The following is a 17,994-nucleotide window of genomic DNA, read 5'->3' as shown; positions in this document are numbered from 1 at the left end:
CCGAATCCCAGCTCTAACCCGAATCCCAGCTCTACCAGCGCGGCGGCTTGGTCAGCGGCGGCGCCTCGTGCTGGCGGTCGTAGGCGCGCAGCTCGTCGCGGATATGGGCGATGCGCTGGCGGCCGAGGGCGTTGCGGCTGTCGTCCAGCACCACGCCGTCGAGCAGCTCGCCCATGCGCTGCACCGTCGGCAGCATCTTCTCCCACGCGTCGAGCGCGGTCATCGGCGCCGGCAGGGTCAGGAAGAAGGCGATGGCCGGCGTCTCCATGTCGCGGATGTTGGCCATGTCGAAGCTGCCCGGCTTGAGGATGCTGGCCATGCTGAAGATCGGCCCGCGCTCCGGATGCCCCTCCACCAGGCGATGGAAGACGTTCATGTGGCCGAAGGTCAGCCCGGTCTTCTCGGCGGCGACCACGATGTCCTCGCCGCGCAACACCTGCTCGGCACGCGCGGCCACGTACAGGGAGATGATCTTGTCGAAATCCTGGCTGGGACGCTTGCCCAGGTCGGCGCCCGGCGCCGGCGCGGGTTCCAGCCCCAGCTCGGATTGCACGACCGCGTCGTCGCCGGCCTCGCCATCGGCTGCCGCCGCCACGTCGGCATCGTCGCCCAGCACCGGTTCGCGACGCTGCTTGCCCGTCGCCTCCGGGCCGTCGACGCGCCGTCCCTGCTTGGGCTTGCGCGGGCGCCCGAACAGCAGGATCGCCGCGATCAGCAGCAGGCCGGCAGCCAGGATGCCGATGCGAAGCAGGGCCATGTCGGACATCAACGGGTTCTCCAAGGATGTGTCATCAGTGACGCGATGTATTCCATCCGCATAAGGATGTCACGTAAAGGCACGCGAGGAAAACCGGAGCGCATGGCGCTGGAGCACGTCACGCCGCACCGGCGAGCCGTGCCGCCTCCTCCAGGTCCACGCTGACCAGGCGGCTGACGCCCGGCTCGCGCATGGTCACGCCGGAGAGCTGGTGCGCCGCTTCCATCGTCGCCTTGTTGTGGCTGACGAACAGGAACTGCACCTTCTCGCTCATCTCCCTGACCATGTTGGCCAGGCGGCCGACGTTGGCCTCGTCCAGCGGCGCGTCGACCTCGTCGAGCAGGCAGAACGGCGCCGGGTTGAGCTGGAAGATGGCGAACACCAGTGCCACCGCGGTCATCGCCTTCTCGCCGCCGGACAGCAGCGAGATGCTGGACACGCGCTTGCCCGGCGGGCGCGCCATGATCGCCACGCCGGTGTCGAGCAGGTCCTCGCCGGTCAGCTCCAGGTAGGCGTGGCCGCCGCCGAACAGGCGCGGGTACAGCGCCTGCACGCCGGAATTGACCCGGTCGAAGGTATCCTTGAAGCGGCCGCGGGTCTCGCGGTCGATCTTGCGGATGGCGTCCTCCAGCGTCTCCAGCGCGGTGGTCAGGTCCACGTTCTGCGCCTCCAGGTACTCGGCGCGCTGCGACGCCTCGCCATACTCGTTGATCGCCGCCAGGTTGACCGGCTCCAGCCGCCGCATGCGGGCGTCGATCTGCGCCACCGCCTGCTCCCACTCGCCGACGTCGGCGTGCTCGGGCAGCGTGTTGATCACGTCGTCGAGCACGAAGCCGGCCTTGACCACGGCCGCCGACAGCTGTTCGGCGTTGAGCACCAGCGCCTGCTGGTCGAGGCGGCGCTGGGCGATGCGCTCGCGCTGCGCCAGCGCCTGCTCGTCGCGCTGCTGGCGGGTCTGTTCCAGTCCGCGCAGCTCGTGGTCGATGCCGTCGACCAGGGTGCGCGCCTCGCCGAGCACGCGCTCGGTGCGCACGCGCTCGCCCAATGCGACCTGGCGCTGGTTCTCCAGTTCCTCAACCGGCGAATCGCCCTCGCTCAGCTGCAGCGACAGGTCGCCGAGGCGGTTCTCCAGCTGGCCGCGCTGGTGCAGCATGCGTTCCAGCGACTGGCTCAGCGAGGAAATCTGCGTGCGCTGCGATTCCAGCGTCAACGCCAGGGCGTGGGTGGCCTCGCGCACGCGGCGCGCGGCGTCGCGCGACAGATCGCGCGCCTCGGTGAGCTGGCGGCGCTCGCTTTCCAGCGCCTGCCGCTGCGTTTCCAGGTCGCCCATCTGGTCGACCGCGTCGGCCAGCCGTGAGCGCGCCTCGCGCGCCTGTTCGCGGCTGGCGTCCAGGGTTTCGGCCAGCTGCGCCAGCTCGGACTCGATGCGCTCGATGCGGCTGCGGGCCGAATCCAGCTTGCCCTGCTGGCTCTGCAGCTGGCCGGCCAGCTCGGACACGCTGCGGTGCGCCATGTACAGCTGGCGCTGGGCCTCCTCGCGCTGCTGCTCGGCCGCCAGCGCCTGGTCGCGCAGGCCGGCCAGCTGGTGCTCCAGTTCCGCCTCGCGTTCCTGCAGTTCCTCGATCTGCCCGCGTAGCGCCTGGATCTCGCGCTCGCGCAGCAGCGCGCCCTGCTTGGCCGCGCCCGAGCGCGACACCCGCACCCAGCCCTCGCCGAGGCGCTCTCCGCCGCGGGTGATGACCGAGTCGCCCTCGCCCAGGCTGCGCTGCAGCTCGCGCGCGGCGGCAAGGTCCTCGGCACCGTGCAGCCGCGCCAGCAGGCGGCGGATGGCGATCGGGCCGTGCACCCTGGCGGCCAGCGAGGTCGGCGCGAACCCGGCATCGCCCTGCTCCGCCGACACCAGCGCGATGCGGCCTTCGCCCAGTTCGCCCAATGCGTCGACCAGAGCTTCCGGCGCCTCGACCAGCACGCCCTCGATCAGCTGCCCCAGCGCGCTCTCGACCGCGTTCTCCCAGCCGGCCTCGACCTCGATGCGCTCGCCCACGCGCACGGACGAGTCCAGCCCGTGCGCCTTGAGCCAGGCCACCGCCGCGCCCTGCTCCTGGCCGAGCGCGGCCTGCTGCAGGGTCTCCAGCGAAGACAGTCGCCCGCGCGCGGTCTGCGCCTGCTTGCGCACCTCGGCCAGCTCCGACTGCGCGGCGCGCTGCTGTTCCTGCAATGCGGCTACCGCCTCCCTGCGCGCCTCGACCTGCTCGTTGAGGCCATCCAGCGCGGCCTTCTGCGTCTCGTGCTGCAGCTGCACCTGTTCGAAGCTCTCGGCCAGCGCCTCCAGGTCCAGCCCGGCGCGCTCGGCCTGCAATGCCTCGCGGCGGCGGTCGGCCTCCAGGACCTGCCGGTCCAGATAGTCCACGCGGGTGCGCTCGACCTCGCCCGCGCGCGAGGTCTCGGCGGTCCCGCGCGAGTGGTTCTCCCAGCGCTGCTGCCAGTCGGCCAGCCGCGCCTCGGCCTCGCGCAGCGCCTCCTGCTTGAATTCGTTGTCTTCCTGCAACTGCAGCAGCTGCGGCTCGGCGGCCTCCACCGATTCGCGCAGCGCCGCCAGCCGCGCCTCGTCGCCGCCGATGTCGCGCGCCAGCTCGCCCAGCTGCACCTGCGCCTCCTGGTGCGCCCTGTGCACGCGCTGCGACATCTCGTGCTGGTGCTGGATCTGCTGCTCGATGCGCGCCAGCGTGCTGCCGACCTGGTAGACCTCGGCCTGCGCCCTGGCCAGCGCCTCGGCCGCCTCGTCGCGGCGCACGCGCCCGGTCTCGATCCGGCTCTCGGCCTCGCGCTGCTCGGCGATCAGCTGCTGCAGCCGCGTCTCCTCCTGGCCCAGCGCCTGGCGCAACGACTGCAGCCGCCCGTCCAGGCCGCGGTACTCCAGCGCTTTCCACTCGGCGTCCTTGACCTTGCGCTCTTCCTGCAGCGCCTGGTACTGCTCGGCCTGCCTGGCCTGCCGCTGCAGGTGCGCCAGCTGCTTGGTGATCTCCTCGCGCAGGTCGTTGAGGCGGTCCAGGTTCTCGCGGGTGTGGCGGATGCGGGTCTCGGTCTCCCTGCGCCGCTCCTTGTACTTGGAGATGCCGGCCGCCTCCTCCAGGTACACCCGCAGGTCCTCCGGCCGCGCCTCGATGATCTGGCTGATCATGCCCTGCTCGATGATCGAGTAGCTGCGCGGGCCCAGGCCGGTGCCCAGGAACAGGTCGGTGATGTCGCGGCGGCGGCACTTGGTGCCGTTGAGGTAGTAGGCGCTGTTGCCGTCGCGGCTGACCATGCGCTTGACCGAGATCTCGTTGTAGGTCGCGTACTCGCCGCTGATGGTGTGGTCGGAGTTGTCGAAGATCAGCTCCACCGTGGCCTGCGACACCGGCTTGCGCGCCGAGGAACCGGAGAAGATCACGTCGGTCAGCGAGTCGCCACGCAGGCGGCTGGCCGAGCTCTCGCCCATCACCCAGCGCACCGCGTCGATGATGTTGGACTTGCCGCAGCCGTTGGGACCGACCACGCCGGTCATGTTGGTGGGCAGGTGCAGCGTGGTCGGATCGACGAACGACTTGAAACCGGACAGCTTGATCGTGGACAGGCGCATGTGGCGGGAAATTCCGGGCATTGCGACCCCGGGGGCCGGCACTGCCACTCATATGGAACAGGGCGAAGTATCAGCTACAAGTCATTGATTCGAATGGAATGAATGGCCGGCTGCAATTGGTCAGTGCTGAGTATAGCGGGGATGAGGCGAGCCGGCAGGACGGCTGCCGTTGCCGGCCCGCGCGAGGTCCCACCCGCGGCCTGGCCTGTCGCCGGCCGCAGCCGGCAAGCCCGTAGCCCGGGTGGCGCACCCGGCTACGCGATGCCGGTGGCAATCCGGCAGGCTCGGTCCAACGCCACCGCCGCAAACGCAACGGGCGCCTTCCGGCGCCCGTTGCTTGCGACTGCTTGCAGGACCCTCAGCGGTGGTCCGCTTCGACGATCACCTTGACGGTGGTCTCCACGTCGGCATGCAGGTGCAGGACCACCTCGTACTCGCCGATGTTGCGGAACGAACCCTCGCCCAGGATGACCTCGCTCTTGTTCAGCGGGTGGCCGGCGGCGGTGAAGGCCTCGGCGATGTCGCGCGGGCCGACCGAGCCGTACAGCTTGCCTTCGGTCGAGGCGTGCGCCGAGATGGTCACGCTGGCGCCGTCGAACTTGTCGGCGCGGCTCTGCGCCTCGTCGTGGATGCCCTTGGCCTTGGCCTCGTACTCGGCGCGCTTGGCCTCGAACTCGGCCAGGTTGGTGGCGGTGGCCGGGGCGGCCTTGCCCTGCGGCACCAGGTAGTTGCGGCCGTAGCCCGGCTTGACGGTGACCTTGTCGCCCAGGTTGCCCAGGTTGGTCACCTTCTGCAGAAGAATCAGATCCATCGTAGTGCTCCGTTATTCGTTAGCGACGGCACCAGGCCGCCGCAACGCATTGCTGTCCGAATAGGACGGGAAAGTGACAATCAGATGTCGTGGTTGTCCGTGTACGGGATCAGGGCCAGGAAACGGGCGCGCTTGACGGCCGTGGCCAGCTGGCGCTGGTACTTGGACTTGGTGCCGGTGACGCGGCTCGGCACGATCTTGCCGTTCTCGGTCAGGTACTGGCGCAGGGTGTTGAGATCCTTGTAGTCGATCTCCTTCACACCCTCGGCGGTGAACTTGCAGAACTTGCGGCGACGGAAGAACTTGGACATGGGTGTGCTCCTCAGGCGGCTTCGGCAGCGTCGGCGTTGTCGCCTTCGGCATTGGTTTCGGTGGCGGCGGGGGTCTCGCCTTCCTCGTCGTCGCGACGACGACGCTCACCGCGCTCGGGCTTGTCGGACTTCTCGTCCTTGCTCTTCATGATGAACGACTGCTCGGTATCCGGGCCGTCGCGCTTGATGACCAGGTGGCGCAGCACCGCGTCGTTGAAGCGGAAGCTTTCCACCAGCTCGCTCAGCACGGCCTGGTCGACCTCGATGTTGAGCAGCACGTAGTGCGCCTTGACCAGGTTCTGGATCGGATAGGCCAGCTGGCGGCGGCCCCAGTCTTCCAGGCGGTGGATCTTGCCGTTGCCGTTCTCGACCAGCGCCTTGTAGCGCTCGATCATCGCCGGGACCTGCTCGCTCTGGTCCGGATGGACCAGGAACACGATTTCGTAATGACGACTCATGTCTTTCTACCTTTCGGATGTGGCCCGCAAGGGCCGGACAGCCCCCCGCCAGCCCTGCGGCGGCGGTGGAGCAAGGGCCCCGCAGCGATGGCGCATGCGCGGGGAGCCGGAAATTATGGCAGCTCAATCACTTAGCCGCAACACCGCCTGCCCGGTGGCGCTGCGGCCCGGGACGCCGTCTGCCGCCCGGGCGGGCGTGAGCGCAGAAAGGCCCGGGCCCCTCGCCAGGACTGCGGGGTCCGGGCCGGTCCCGCCAGCCAGGCGTCAAGGCGCAGCCGGCTGCACGCCCAGGGTTCCGAACTCGGCGGCAACCTTCATGTAGAACACCTGCACCTGCTGCTGCTCCAGATGCGCGAACAGGCGCTGCAGTTCCTCGTCGCTGGCCACCAGCGTGACCTGGACCGGCTGGTCGGACACGTCGAACAGGTTGATGGCATGCACCGAACCGTCATGGCCCAGGCCCTGCAGGGCGCCACTCAGGGTCGCGCCGCGGACGCCCAGCCGCCGCGCCTCCTCGAGCAACCACTGTGCCAGCGGCGTCTGGCCGTGCATGCGGTCCTGCTGGGTGAAGAAGGTGACCTGATAGCCTTGCATGGCGCTCTCCAAGTAGTTGTAGGTCTGTTCCGGCTCACGTCTCGCGCTGCGCGCCGGTGGTGTCGATGCGGGGCTGGACCGACATGCCCACGCGCAACCGGCTCGCGGCGGGCTGGCCGGGATCGACGCTGATCCGCACCGGCAGGCGCTGGACGATCTTGGTGAAGTTGCCGGTGGCGTTGTGCGGCGGAAGCGCCGAGAAACTCACGCCGCTGGCCGGCCCCAGGCTCTCGACGCGGCCCTTCAGCACGGTACCCGGCAGGCCGTCGACCCTGATCTCCACGGACTGGCCGGGCCGCACGCGGGCCAGCTGCGTCTCGCGGAAGTTGGCCTCGACGTAGACGCGCTCCAGCGGCACCAGCACCAGCAGCGGCGTGCCGGTGCCCACGTACGCTCCCAGCCGCAGCGAACGCTGGGCAACGGTGCCGTCCACCGGGGCGACGATACGGGTGTAGGACAGGTTGAGTTCCGCCGCCGCCAGCGCCGCCTCGGCCTGGGCCAGGCCGGCCCGGGCCTTCTGCAGCTCGGCGCGCAGCACCTCGGTCTGCTGGTCGACCGACTCCAGCGCCGCCTGGTCCTTCTGCCGGGTGGCTTCGTGGATGTGCAGCTGCGCCTCGGCCTGCTGCAAGGCCTGCAATGTGCCCGAGCCGTCGGCGACCAGGTTCCGGAAGCGGCTGCGATCGGCGCGCGCCAGCACCAGGCCGGCATCGTCCGCGGCCACGGCGGCCCTGGCCTGGCGCCGGGCCGATGCCTGGCGGGCGATCTGCGCCTGCAGGCCCTGCACCGCCGCCTGCGCGGCGCCGACCTGCGCCCTTGCGGCGTCCACTGCCACGCGCGAGTCGCGGTCGTCGATCGTTGCCAGCAGCGCACCGGCCTTGACGGCCTGGTTGTCCTCGACCTCTACCCGCGCGATGCGACCCGCGATCTGCGGCGACACCACGGTCAGGTCGGCCTGCACGTAGGCATCGTCGGTGGACTGCACGGCCGCATCGGCTTCCGGGCGATTGAGCAGGAGGAATCCGCCTGCGGCGATCGCCAGCACGACGACGGCACTGGCGATGCGGGTGTTTCTGGAAAGGGCCATGGAGGTTCTATACGTTCGGGGACGAGGGGACGGTGGCGGCGGGTGTTGCCGGCACCCTGGCGACGGCGGCGATGGTCGGCGCGGGGATGTGCTGCAGGCGCAGCGCCAGCGGGATCAGCAGCAACGCCAGCACGGCGAGCACCCGGTAGCCGTCGGCCGTCGCCAGCACCAGCGATTGCTGCGGCACCAGCGTGGCGAGCGTCGCCGGATCGATGACCGCGGCCGGGGAACGGCCGGACAGGCCGGCCAGGTCGAGCAGCATCTCGGCATGGAAGCGTCCGCGCACGGCGACCAGCTGGCTGATCAGCGCGCCGCCGAGCAGCGTGCCCAGGGCGCGGAGGGCATTGACCGTGCCGGCCACGTAGGGGCCTTCCATCGGCTGCACCACGCTGGTGGCCAGGAACAGCAGCGACACCACCGCCATCGGCTGGCCCAGGCACTGCAGCACCTGCGCCCAGGCGAACTCGCCCCAGGTCCAGTCGGCGGTAAGCCGCGCCCCCAGCCAGCAGGCCAGTGCCATCAGCGCCAGCCCCAGCGCCATCAGCTTCCGCGCATCGACCCACTTGCGGTAGAGCAGCAGCGCCACGGCCGGCGCCACCAGCAGTTGCGGCAGGCCGACGATCAGGCCAAGCGGCGCGCTCTGCAGCGGCCGGTAGCCCTGCACCGCGCCCAGGTAGGCCGCCGGCAGCGCGGCGCTGGAAGCCATCACCACCAGCAGGCCGACGAATATCGTGAAGCCCAGCCACAGGTTGCGCCTTCGCAGCAGTTGCAGCTTGATGAACGGCGCCGGGTGCCACCACTCGGTGAACAGGTAGAGCGCCGTCAGCGCCAGCCCGCAAGCCAGCGCCCAGGCCACCAGCGGCGAGCGCAACCAGTCCAGCCGTACGCCCTGGTCCAGGCCGACCGTGAGCAGGCTCAGGCCGACCACCGCGCAGGCCATGCCGAACCAGTTGCCGCCCTTCCAGCGCGCCGGCGCCGGCGGCATCGCCGGTATGCCCCAGGCGACCAGCGGGACCGCCAGCAGCCCCAGCGGGACGATATGCCAGTAGATCAGGCGCCAGTCGTGCCACTGGTCGCTCCACTGCCCGGCCAGCCACACCGCCAGGTTGGGGGCGAAGGTGGCGGTCATCGAGTACAGCGCCAGCCCGTGCAGGCGGATCGGCGGCGGCAGGAAGCGCAGCGCGGCCATCATCAGCAGCGGGATCAGCGCGCCGCTGGCCACGCCCTGCAGCGCGCGCAGCGCCAGCAGCAGCGGCAGGTTGTGCACCAGCGGCAGCAGTAGTGCCAGGGCCAGCGAGGTACAGAGCATGGCCAGGTGGAAGCGGCGCAGCGACATGGTGATCGCGAACCAGGTTGCGAACGGCATCGCCACCAGCTCGCCGGCCGCATACGCGGTGCCCAGCCAGGACGCGTCGTCCTGGGCGAAGCCGAGCGCGCCGCGCACGTCCACCAGGCCCAGCCCGCCGACGCGATTGTTCAGCCCGGCCATCATCGCCGCCAGGAAGATGCCGAACAGGCCGGCCGCCAGCCGCGGCCCGAACACCGGTTGTGGCGGACTGCCCTTCGACGCGGCGCCCGGCGCTGCCGGCACCGCGCCGGCGGCGGCATGGCTCATTGCCGGCTCCGTGACGCCAGGCCGGCGACCGGCTCGGGCTGCGCCGCGGACGGGGCCGGCGCGGTGGACGGGGCTCCCAGCGCCGCCGGATCCCAGCCGCCGGCCAGCGCCTTGTAGAGGCCGACCAGGGCCAGGCCGGTGCCGGTGGCGCCATCGGCCAATGCCGACTGGCTCTCCAGCAGGTTGCGCTGGGCGACCAGCACCGACAGGTAGTCCGCCGTCCCCTCGCGGTAGGAGCGCTGCGACACTTCCAGCGCCAGCCGGTTCTGCTCCCAGGCCGTGCGCAGCTGTGCATGGCGCTGGACTTCGGCGGCGTAGGCGCCGAGCGCGCCGTCCACCTCGTGCCAGGCATTGAGCACGGTCTGCTGGTAGTCGATGGCCGCGGCCTGGGTGCGTGCCTCGGTCAGCGCCAGCGTCTGCCTGAGGCGGCCGCCCTGGAAGATCGGCAGGTACAGGGTCGGCCCGACGCTGAACTGGCGCGAGGACCAGTTGCCCATGTCGCTCGCGTCCAGGGCCTGCAGCCCGAGCGAGCCGCCCAGGCTGATGCGTGGATAGAAGTCCGCCTGGGCCGCGCCGATGTCGGCGGTGGCCGCCTGCAGGCGCGCCTGCGCCTGCAGGATGTCCGGGCGCCGCTGCGCCAGCTGCGAAGGCAGCCCCACCGGGATCTGCCGCGGCATCTCCGGCGCCGGCAGCGCCGGGCCGAGTTCCGCATCCAGTGCGCGCGGCGGCTCGCCCAGCAGCAATGCCAGCGCATTCATCGCGGCGTCGCGCTGGTGGGCGACCTGCGGCGCCATGGCCTCGGTGGTGGCCAGCTGTGCCCGCGCCGCGGCGGTGTCGAAACGCGTGGCCACGCCGTTGCGCTCGCGGCTCTCGGCGATCCGCAGCGCATGCCGGGCGATCTCCAGGTGCTGCCGGATGATGTCCAGCTGCGTCTGCCGGCCGCGCAGCAGCAGGTAGTTGCGCGCGACCTCGGCCGCGACCGCCACCCTCACCGCCTCGCGGCCGTACAGGCTGGCCTCGGCCGAGGCCGCGGCGCTCTCGCGCAGGCGCCGGGCATGGCCCCACAGGTCCAGTTCCCAACTGGCCTGGAAATCGCCTTGCCACAGCTCGTAGGGCCGGGAGGACGCCCCCAGCCTGGCCAGCACTCCGTTCTCGCTGACCCCGGCGCGGGAATAGTCCACGCCCACGCCCACGCTCGGCAGCAACGCTGCGCCGGCGATGCCCAGCTGGGCACGGCTCTGCTCGACCCGGGCCGAAGCGGCCTGGATGTCGAGATTGCGGCTGGCCGCCCGGCCCTGCAGCGAGCTCAGCAAGGCATCGTCGAACAGCGTCCACCATGCCGCCGGCACCGACGTGGGCGACAACCCGGCGGCCGGCAGGTCGCCTTCGCGCGGGATGAGAACGGCGTCTTGCAACGGATCGGCCGGACGCTGGAACGATGGGCCGGCGGCGCAGCCACCGAGCAGCGCACCCAGCACCACGGCTCCCAATGCGGAGCGGTCGGGAAAGCGAGGCATGGTTGGGAGTGTTTCCTTGGGGGTGATCGACCAGCGATGTACCGATCGGTACTGACAATATCGTTGCCCCGATGGGCTGTCAACACAATTCCTGCCCACGGATTTGCTTCGACAGCCTCGCCATACCGGTGCAAGAGCATTGACACGGGCGCCAGCATGTACACTGAAACCAAGGAACCGAACGGTACGGAGAAGGGCATGCCATCGACCGCCTTGCAGAGTGCGTCGCAGACGACGCCGGACTGCCCCGACGAGAAGACCCAGCGGGTGCTGAAAGCGGCCACCACGGTCTTCCTTGCGCATGGCTTCAGCGCGGCGACCACCGACATGATCCAGCGCGAGGCGGGCGTATCCAAGGCCACGGTCTACGCCTGCTACCCCAACAAGGAGGCCTTGTTCGTGGCGGTGGTGGAAAACGAATGCGCGGCCTTCACCCAGACCATCCGCGACATCCACTTCCAGCCGGGCGACCTGCACCGGACCCTCACCGTGCTGGGGCGAGCCTACCTGGAGGTCGTGCTCTCGCCCACCGGCCTGGCGCTGTACCGGGTGGCGGTCGCCGAGGCCCCCCGCTTTCCGCAGCTGGGCCGGACCTTCTACCTGGCCGGGCCGCGCGTGATCACCGCGATGCTGGCCGAACAGCTGGCGCAGGCGACGCGGGCCGGCGAGGTCGACGTGAGCACGGTCGGGCTGGAGGCCGCCGCCAGCCTGTTCGCCGGCCTGGTGCGCAACGAGGCGCAGATGCAGTGCCTGACCCATCCCGATGCCACGCCCTCGGCCGCGCAGATCGACCAGTGGGTGGACATGGCCGTCACCACCTTCCTGCGCGCGTTCGGCCACGTACCGCCTCCCCCGCTCGACCAGGACCGGCAATCACCATGAGCATCCAGGGCAGGACCATCGTCATCGTCGGCGGCAGTTCCGGCATCGGGCTTCATGTGGCGCGGCAGGCGCAGGCCGCCGGCGCGGGCCGGCTGATCCTGGCGGGGCGCGACGCGCAGCGGCTGCGGCAGGCGCACGACGAGCTGGCCGCGGCGGGCGGCGCGCAGGTCGACACCGCGCGGGTGGACGCGCACGACGAGGCCTCGCTGCAGGCCTTCTTCGACGCCCTGCCCGCCTTCGACCACCTGGTGTCGATGGTCGGCGACGCGATGGGCGGCGGCTTCCTGTCCGCCGACTACGCCACCATCCGCCACGTCATCGAGTCCAAGTTCTTCGCCAACGTGCGCATCGCGCGCCACGCAGCGGGAAAGATCAACCCGGGCGGCAGCCTGGTATTCACCTCCGGCACCGGCGGCCGCGCGCAGGACGCCTGCGCCAGCTACGTCGGCAATGCCGGCATCAACGCGCTGGTGGAGGCGCTGGGCGTCGAACTGGCGCCGAAAGCCCGCGCCAACTCGGTCTGCCCGACCTGGACCGTCACCCCCTTCTGGCGCGAGGTGCCCGCAGCGCAGGTCGAGGCCACGCGGCAGCACTTCAACCAGGCCATCCCGCTCGGGCGCACCGCGACCATGGACGAGGTCGCCTCGGCCTACGTGTTCCTGATGGCCAACGACTTCGTCAACGGCCAGCACCTGGGCGTCGATGGCGGCGTCATGCTCAAGGGGTGACGACCATGCGGATTTCCTTCCCTGCTCTTCCGGCCGCCCACGCCACCTTCCTCGCGCTGCTGGCGGCATCGGCCACCACACCCGCGTCCGCCGCCCCCCTCGCGGCACAGGAACAGGCCGCCACGTCCACCGCGGGCAGCGCCCCCGCCGCGACGCTGGTGCGGCGAACCCTCTCGCTGGCCGGCGCGCGCCAGGCGGTCGAGGCGGCCAAGGACGAGGCCGCGCGCAATGGCTGGCGCATCGCCGTGGCCGTGGTCGATGCCGCGGGCGAACTGGTGGCGCTGGAGAAGACCGACGGTGCCATCGGCATCAGCCCCGCGGTGGCGCAGGGCAAGGCGCGGACGGCGGCGCTGCTGCAGGCACCGTCCAAGGAGTTCGAGGACTTCGTCAACGGCGGCAAGCCCAGCTTCCTCTCCACGCCGGGGGTGACGCCGCTGGAAGGCGGCGTACCGATCGTCGTCGATGGACAGGTGGTCGGCGCGGTCGGCGTCAGCGGCGCGCATGGCGCCAACGACAGCCGGGTCGCCTGCGCCGCCGCGGCAGCGGTCGGCCGCTAGGCTGCCGCCAGGTCGCGACGCCAGCGTTTGCGGCAGCGCTGGCGGATCGACCACGAGGCGCCAGAACCCTCCGCTCCCTACGGGGATCCGCTGCGGGCTGCACGGCATGCTCACGCGCGCTCACCTCGGATTTACCGCACTGCGGCGAGCGTCGTGCTGGAACCCAACCAGCAGGAGTACAGCCATGCGCGCACTGACTTACCAGGGCTCGGGCGATGTTCGCGTCGAGTCCGTCGCCGATCCGTCGCTGCAGGCCCCGGACGACCTCATCCTGCGGGTCACGGCCACTGCCATCTGCGGTTCGGACCTGCATATCTTCCGGGGCAAGATCCCGGACATGCAGGACGGCGACATCCTCGGCCATGAATTCATGGGGATCGTCGAGGAGGTGGGGCCGGAAGTCACCTCGGTGGGCGTGGGCGACCGTGTCGTGATTCCTTTCGTCATCGCCTGCGGCCAGTGCTTCCATTGCCTGTTGAACGAGTTCGCGGCCTGCGAGACCACCAACACGGGCCGCGGCGCGATCCTCAATCGCAAGCGCATCAAGCCGCCGGCCGCGCTCTTCGGCTACAGCCACCTGTACGGCGGCGTGCCCGGCGGGCAGGCGGAGCTGGTGCGCGTGCCGAAGGCGAACGTCGGGCCGTTCGCGGTGCCTGACGCGCTGGCGGACGAGCAGGTGCTGTTCCTGTCCGACATCCTGCCGACCGGGTACCAGGCGGTGCTCAACGCCGGGGTCAAGCCCGGCAGCACCCTGGCGATCTTCGGTGCCGGCCCGGTCGGCTGCATGGCCGCTGCCTGCGCACGCATGCTCGGCGCGCAGACGATCTACATGATCGATCACAACGACTACCGGCTCGCGTTCGCGCGATCGGCCTACGGCGTGGTTCCGATCGACTTCGACGAACAGGACGACCCGGCCGCGCAGATCATCGAAGCCACGGCAGGCCGCGGCGTCGACGCCACGATCGACGCCGTCGGCTTCGAGGCCAAGGGCAGCACCACCGAGACGGTGCTGACGACGCTGAAGCTGGAGGGCTCCAGCGGCGCCGCCCTCCGCCAGTGCATCGCGGCCACCCGCCGCGGCGGCGTGGTCAGCGTGCCGGGCGTGTATGCCGGCTTCATCCACGGCTTCCTGTTCGGTGACGCCTTCGACAAGGGACTGACCTTCAAGATGGGCCAGACCCACGTGCAATCCCTGCTGCCGGAACTGCTGGAGTTCATCGGCGAGGGCAAGCTGGTGCCGGAGGAGATCATCACCCATCGCATGAAGCTGGCCGATGCGGCGAAGGGCTACGAGATCTTCAACGAGCGCAAGGAGGATTGCCGCAAGGTGGTGCTGACGCCTTGACCGGGCACGGCGGCCGGCCCGGGCGTGGCGCGCACGGGCCGATTTCGCTAAGGTGGCCGTTCCGGGGAGTTTTCCGATGGACGCATGAATTCGGACAGCGCTTGTCAGCCGGGCACTGCGGCCCAGGCGCTGGCGCGCCGGGAATGCCGGATCATTGCCCGTGCATTGGCGCGCAAGCGCAACGTGCATGCCGCGGTCCACAGCGCCCGCAAAGCCATCCGACGCCTGCGCTCGCTGCTGGCGCTGGTGAAGCACCGGTTCGACGAGGTCGCCCCGATCGACCGCCGTCTGCAGAAGCTGGGGGACGGCCTGTCGGCGTTGCGCGACGCGCACGTCACGGTCGATGTCGCCCAGGCCCTTGCGGCGAGGGACGGTACCGGCCGGTGGCAGCCGGCGATCGACTTCCTGGTCGAGCGGCGCGACCGCTCGATGGCCAGGGCCCTTGCCGCCGATCCGGGATTCCGGCGACGGCAGGCGATCGTCGAGCGCGTGGCCGCGGACCTGGAGGCGCTGGATTGGCGGCGGCTGAAGCGCTCCGACCTGCGCGCGGCGCTCAGGCTCGGCCAGGCCCGATTGGCCAAGGCGGAAAAGCGCGCCAGGCAGGATCCGTCGCCGCAGAATCTCCATCGCTTCCGGCGTCGCGTGCGGCGCCTGCGCATGCAGCGCGATGCGCTTGGCGTCATTGCGCCGGAGATCGCCGGCACGAGCGGCAAGCCGGCCGCGGACAAGCAGGCCAAAGCGCTTCGCAAGCTGAGCGATCGCCTGGGTTGGCTGCAGGACCTGCGATCCGTCCGCAACCTGCTGCGCCGTGCTCCCGGGATCCCGGACCGCGGTGCCCTGCTGCTGCAATTGCACCGCGAAATGGAGTCGAACGCCATGTTCGCCCCGCACCGATGACGCCCGGATGCGCGGCACGGGCGGCGGCCCGCCTCCCGCATCGACTCGACGCCGTCGCCGCCTGCTTGCGCGGCGCCGGCCGACAATCAATGACTTACGCCGCGCTCGGCTCCGTGGAGCGGTGAGTCTCGTCCACCGTGAAACTCTCGCCGCAGCCGCATTCGGCCACGGCGTTGGGATTCTCGAACACGAAGGTCTCGCTCAGCCCATGCTTGGCGAAGTCGATGCGGGTGCCGTCCACCAGCGGCAGGCTGGTCGGGTCGACATAGATGCGCACCCCGTCCTGCTCGAACACGGTATCGCCCTCGCGCTGTTCCTTGGCCAGCTCGGTGACGTGGCCCCAGCCGGAACAGCCGGTACGGGCGACGCCGAAGCGCAGGCCCAGCGCTTCGGGGGTCTTGGCGACGAACTGCTGGACGCGCTGCCAGGCAACGGGGGACAGGCTTACGGCCATGGCGGGAGACTCCGACGGATTGATGGCGATTATAGGGACGTGCGGCGATACGCACAGTAAACTTGCGCGTTCCATAGATCGAGTCGCTCCGGCGGGGAATCAAGTCATGACGGTGGTAAGCGTTGAACATGCGCTGGCGGGCAGGATCCCGGCCGGCGGCGAGGTGACGGTACGCGGCTGGGTGCGGACCCGGCGCGACTCCAAGGCGGGGCTGTCCTTCGTCAACGTCAGCGACGGTTCCTGCTTCGCCCCGATCCAGGTGGTGGCGCCGGCCGACCTGCCCAACTACGACGCGGAGATCAAGCGCCTGACCGCGGGCTGCTCGGTGATCGCCACCGGCACCCTGGTGCCGTCGCAGGGCCAGGGCCAGGCGTTCGAGATCCAGGCGCAGAACATCGAGGTGGTCGGCTGGGTCGAGGATCCGGAAACCTACCCGATCCAGCCCAAGGCGCACTCGCTGGAGTTCCTGCGCGAGGTCGCCCACCTGCGCCCGCGCACCAACCTGTTCGGCGCGGTGGCGCGCATCCGCAACTGCCTGGCGCAGGCGGTGCACCGCTTCTTCCACGAGAACGGCTACAACTGGATCAGCACGCCGATCATCACCACCTCCGACGCCGAGGGCGCCGGCGAGATGTTCCGCATCTCCACGCTGGACCTGGCCAACCTGCCGCGCGACGGCAAGGGCAACGTCGACTTCTCGCGCGACTTCTTCGGCAAGGAGACCTTCCTGACCGTGTCCGGCCAGCTCAACGTCGAGGCCTACTGCCTGGCGCTGAGCAAGGTCTACACCTTCGGCCCGACGTTCCGCGCCGAGAACAGCAACACCACCCGCCACCTGGCCGAGTTCTGGATGATCGAGCCGGAGATCGCCTTCGCCGACCTGGCCGAGGACGCGCGCGTGGCCGAGGCCTTCCTCAAGTACCTGTTCCGCGCCGTGCTGGACGAACGCGGCGACGACCTGGCGTTCATCGCCGAGCGCGTGGACAGGAACGCGATCAGCAAGCTGGAGGCCTTCATCAACGCGCCGTTCGAGCAGATCGACTACGGCGAGGCGATCCGGCTGCTGCAGCAGTCCGGCCGCAAGTTCGACTTCCCGGTCGAATGGGGCCTGGACCTGCAGACCGAGCACGAGCGCTGGCTGACCGAGGAACACGTCGGCCGCCCGGTGGTGGTGACCAACTACCCCGAGCACATCAAGGCCTTCTACATGCGCCTGAACGACGACGGCAGGACCGTCGCGGCGATGGACGTGCTGGCGCCGGGCATCGGCGAGATCATCGGCGGCAGCCAGCGCGAGGAGCGCCTGGACGTGCTCGACAAGCGCATGGCGCAGTTCGGCCTGGACGGCGAGCACTACGGCTGGTACCGCGACCTGCGCCGCTACGGCACGGTGCCGCACGCCGGCTTCGGCCTGGGCTTCGAGCGGCTGGTGGTGTACGTGTGCGGGCTGTCCAACATCCGCGACGCCATCCCCTACCCGCGCGCGCCCGGCAGCGCCGAGTTCTGAGGTGGGCGTGACCGTGCAACTGGTGCTGTGGACCCTGGCGCTGGCGGCGGCGATCGCCGGGCTGGCGCAGGTCTACCGGCTGCACAAGCGGCCGCGGGCGCCGGCGCCGCGTCCCTGGTGGGAGACCCCCGAGGGCGTGGCCGAGCTGTCGCGGGCGCTGCGTCCTCTGTGGTTCGCCGCCGCGCTGACCGTGCTTGGCGCGCTGGCGCCGCGGCTGTTCAGGCTGATCGGCGCGTGATCCTGTTCCTGGCGCTGTGTCTGGTCGGCGTGGCGGTGGCGGGCCTGAGCGCCTTCCTGATCTTCTGGCCGCTCACCCTGGTACACGTGCGCGACCGCCATCCGCGCATTGCCGAGGACTTCGGCCAGGGCGCCTTCCTCAGGCCCGCCGCCCTGGCCTGGCTGCTGCGGCGGCACTACCGCGACGCCGGCGACCCGGCGTTGTCCGGACTGGCGACGCCGGCGTGGCTGGCGCTGCTTACCCTTTTCGCCGGGCTCGGCATGGCCGCCGCGCTCGGCCTGCTTTCACAGGTGACACGATGAACGTACACGATCGAGGCTACGACCAATGGTGGCTCGCGAGCCTGGGCCGGATGCTGATCTGGGCGCGGCTGCGGGTGAAGGAGGCCGGCACCGCCGAGGTGCTGGGCAGCGACGGCCAGACGCTGGTGTACGAGAGCGAGGATGCCGCGCACGCCGCCCTGCTCGATGCCGAGTTCGTCGCCTTCGACGGCCTGGACGAGGACGACGCCCTGGCGCGCGGCTTCTCGCTGGACGAGGTGTCGCCGCCGCGCGCCGGCAGCGAGGCCGGGCTGCACGAGCAGATGGTGGTCAAGCTCGGCGGGCGCGCCTGAA

The 17,994-nt window shown here is 70.4% G+C and carries 19 protein-coding genes; 9 read left to right on the top strand and 10 right to left on the bottom strand.

Annotated features, from left to right (window positions below; all coding sequences use genetic code 11):
- Nucleotides 1-31 precede the first annotated feature (31 nt).
- The 9 genes from zipA to LRX76_RS00125 form a co-directional block, all read right to left on the bottom strand.
- Complete coding sequence (gene zipA / locus LRX76_RS00165) at nt 32-766, bottom strand: cell division protein ZipA (RefSeq protein WP_231800449.1); 735 nt, start codon at nt 764-766, stop codon at nt 32-34.
- Nucleotides 767-875: 109 nt separating this feature from the next.
- A complete protein-coding gene (gene smc, locus LRX76_RS00160; RefSeq protein WP_231800447.1) occupies nt 876-4,379 on the bottom strand; it encodes a chromosome segregation protein SMC in 3,504 nt (1,167 codons plus the stop codon).
- A gap of 358 nt (nt 4,380-4,737) precedes the next feature.
- Nucleotides 4,738-5,190 (bottom strand): 50S ribosomal protein L9, encoded by a 453-nt coding sequence (rplI, locus tag LRX76_RS00155; protein ID WP_231800446.1) that lies wholly within the window; start codon nt 5,188-5,190, stop codon nt 4,738-4,740.
- Between the two features lie 80 nt (nt 5,191-5,270).
- Nucleotides 5,271-5,501, bottom strand: a complete 231-nt coding sequence (gene rpsR, locus LRX76_RS00150; RefSeq protein WP_005926280.1) for a 30S ribosomal protein S18 — start codon at nt 5,499-5,501, stop codon at nt 5,271-5,273.
- 11 nt (nt 5,502-5,512) lie between these two features.
- The gene (gene rpsF, locus LRX76_RS00145; RefSeq protein WP_231800445.1) at nt 5,513-5,959 is read right to left on the bottom strand and encodes a 30S ribosomal protein S6; all 447 of its coding nucleotides are present in this window, start codon (nt 5,957-5,959) and stop codon (nt 5,513-5,515) included.
- Between the two features lie 264 nt (nt 5,960-6,223).
- A complete protein-coding gene (locus LRX76_RS00140) occupies nt 6,224-6,553 on the bottom strand; it encodes a DUF190 domain-containing protein (RefSeq protein ID WP_231800444.1) in 330 nt (109 codons plus the stop codon).
- 34 nt (nt 6,554-6,587) lie between these two features.
- A complete protein-coding gene (locus LRX76_RS00135) occupies nt 6,588-7,637 on the bottom strand; it encodes an HlyD family secretion protein (RefSeq protein ID WP_231800443.1) in 1,050 nt (349 codons plus the stop codon).
- Nucleotides 7,638-7,644: 7 nt separating this feature from the next.
- Complete coding sequence (locus LRX76_RS00130) at nt 7,645-9,252, bottom strand: MFS transporter (protein WP_231800442.1); 1,608 nt, start codon at nt 9,250-9,252, stop codon at nt 7,645-7,647.
- Nucleotides 9,249-10,769, bottom strand: coding sequence for an efflux transporter outer membrane subunit (locus LRX76_RS00125; protein WP_231800435.1), 1,521 nt, complete (start codon nt 10,767-10,769; stop codon nt 9,249-9,251). Before LRX76_RS00125 ends, LRX76_RS00130 begins: the two co-directional genes overlap by 4 nt.
- A gap of 198 nt (nt 10,770-10,967) precedes the next feature.
- Here LRX76_RS00125 and LRX76_RS00120 point away from each other — a divergent pair, with 198 nt between their 5' ends.
- From LRX76_RS00120 to LRX76_RS00100, 5 genes are all read left to right on the top strand, one after another.
- Nucleotides 10,968-11,651, top strand: a complete 684-nt coding sequence (locus LRX76_RS00120; RefSeq protein ID WP_231800433.1) for a TetR/AcrR family transcriptional regulator — start codon at nt 10,968-10,970, stop codon at nt 11,649-11,651.
- Nucleotides 11,648-12,379 (top strand): SDR family oxidoreductase, encoded by a 732-nt coding sequence (locus LRX76_RS00115; RefSeq protein ID WP_231800431.1) that lies wholly within the window; start codon nt 11,648-11,650, stop codon nt 12,377-12,379. Before LRX76_RS00120 ends, LRX76_RS00115 begins: the two co-directional genes overlap by 4 nt.
- Before the next feature lie 5 nt (nt 12,380-12,384).
- Entirely contained in the window at nt 12,385-12,936 is a 552-nt protein-coding gene (locus tag LRX76_RS00110; RefSeq protein WP_231800429.1) for a heme-binding protein, read from the top strand.
- A 184-nt stretch (nt 12,937-13,120) separates the two neighbouring features.
- Nucleotides 13,121-14,284: a zinc-dependent alcohol dehydrogenase gene (locus LRX76_RS00105; protein ID WP_231800428.1), complete on the top strand. Its 1,164-nt coding sequence runs from the start codon at nt 13,121-13,123 to the stop codon at nt 14,282-14,284.
- Nucleotides 14,285-14,368: 84 nt separating this feature from the next.
- Complete coding sequence (locus LRX76_RS00100) at nt 14,369-15,181, top strand: CHAD domain-containing protein (protein WP_231800426.1); 813 nt, start codon at nt 14,369-14,371, stop codon at nt 15,179-15,181.
- A 94-nt stretch (nt 15,182-15,275) separates the two neighbouring features.
- Here the strand turns inward: LRX76_RS00100 and LRX76_RS00095 are convergent, their stop codons facing one another.
- Nucleotides 15,276-15,635 carry an iron-sulfur cluster assembly accessory protein gene (locus tag LRX76_RS00095; protein WP_231800425.1) on the bottom strand — a complete coding sequence of 120 codons (360 nt, stop codon included), beginning with the start codon at nt 15,633-15,635 and terminating at the stop codon, nt 15,276-15,278.
- A gap of 106 nt (nt 15,636-15,741) precedes the next feature.
- Between LRX76_RS00095 and asnS the strand changes: the two genes are divergently transcribed.
- Genes asnS through LRX76_RS00075 form a run of 4 tightly spaced genes read left to right on the top strand, consistent with a single transcriptional unit; the run spans nt 15,742 to nt 17,993 of the window.
- Nucleotides 15,742-17,142, top strand: coding sequence for an asparagine--tRNA ligase (gene asnS, locus LRX76_RS00090; RefSeq protein WP_231800424.1), 1,401 nt, complete (start codon nt 15,742-15,744; stop codon nt 17,140-17,142).
- Nucleotides 17,143-17,149: 7 nt separating this feature from the next.
- Entirely contained in the window at nt 17,150-17,380 is a 231-nt protein-coding gene (locus tag LRX76_RS00085) for a hypothetical protein (RefSeq protein ID WP_231800423.1), read from the top strand.
- Nucleotides 17,377-17,682 carry a hypothetical protein gene (locus LRX76_RS00080; RefSeq protein ID WP_231800422.1) on the top strand — a complete coding sequence of 102 codons (306 nt, stop codon included), beginning with the start codon at nt 17,377-17,379 and terminating at the stop codon, nt 17,680-17,682. Before LRX76_RS00085 ends, LRX76_RS00080 begins: the two co-directional genes overlap by 4 nt.
- On the top strand, nt 17,679-17,993 hold the full coding sequence (locus LRX76_RS00075) for a hypothetical protein (protein ID WP_231800421.1): 315 nt from the start codon (nt 17,679-17,681) through the stop codon (nt 17,991-17,993). Before LRX76_RS00080 ends, LRX76_RS00075 begins: the two co-directional genes overlap by 4 nt.
- The last annotated feature ends 1 nt before the right edge of the window (nt 17,994 follow it).

Origin of the sequence: Stenotrophomonas sp. MMGLT7, assembly GCF_021168555.1 — a bacterium.
In the GTDB taxonomy this organism is placed as follows: Bacteria; Pseudomonadota; Gammaproteobacteria; order Xanthomonadales; family Xanthomonadaceae; genus MMGLT7.
The sequence above is the reverse complement of the archived record's forward strand: the minus strand, read 5'-3'. Positions and strand labels throughout refer to the sequence as shown.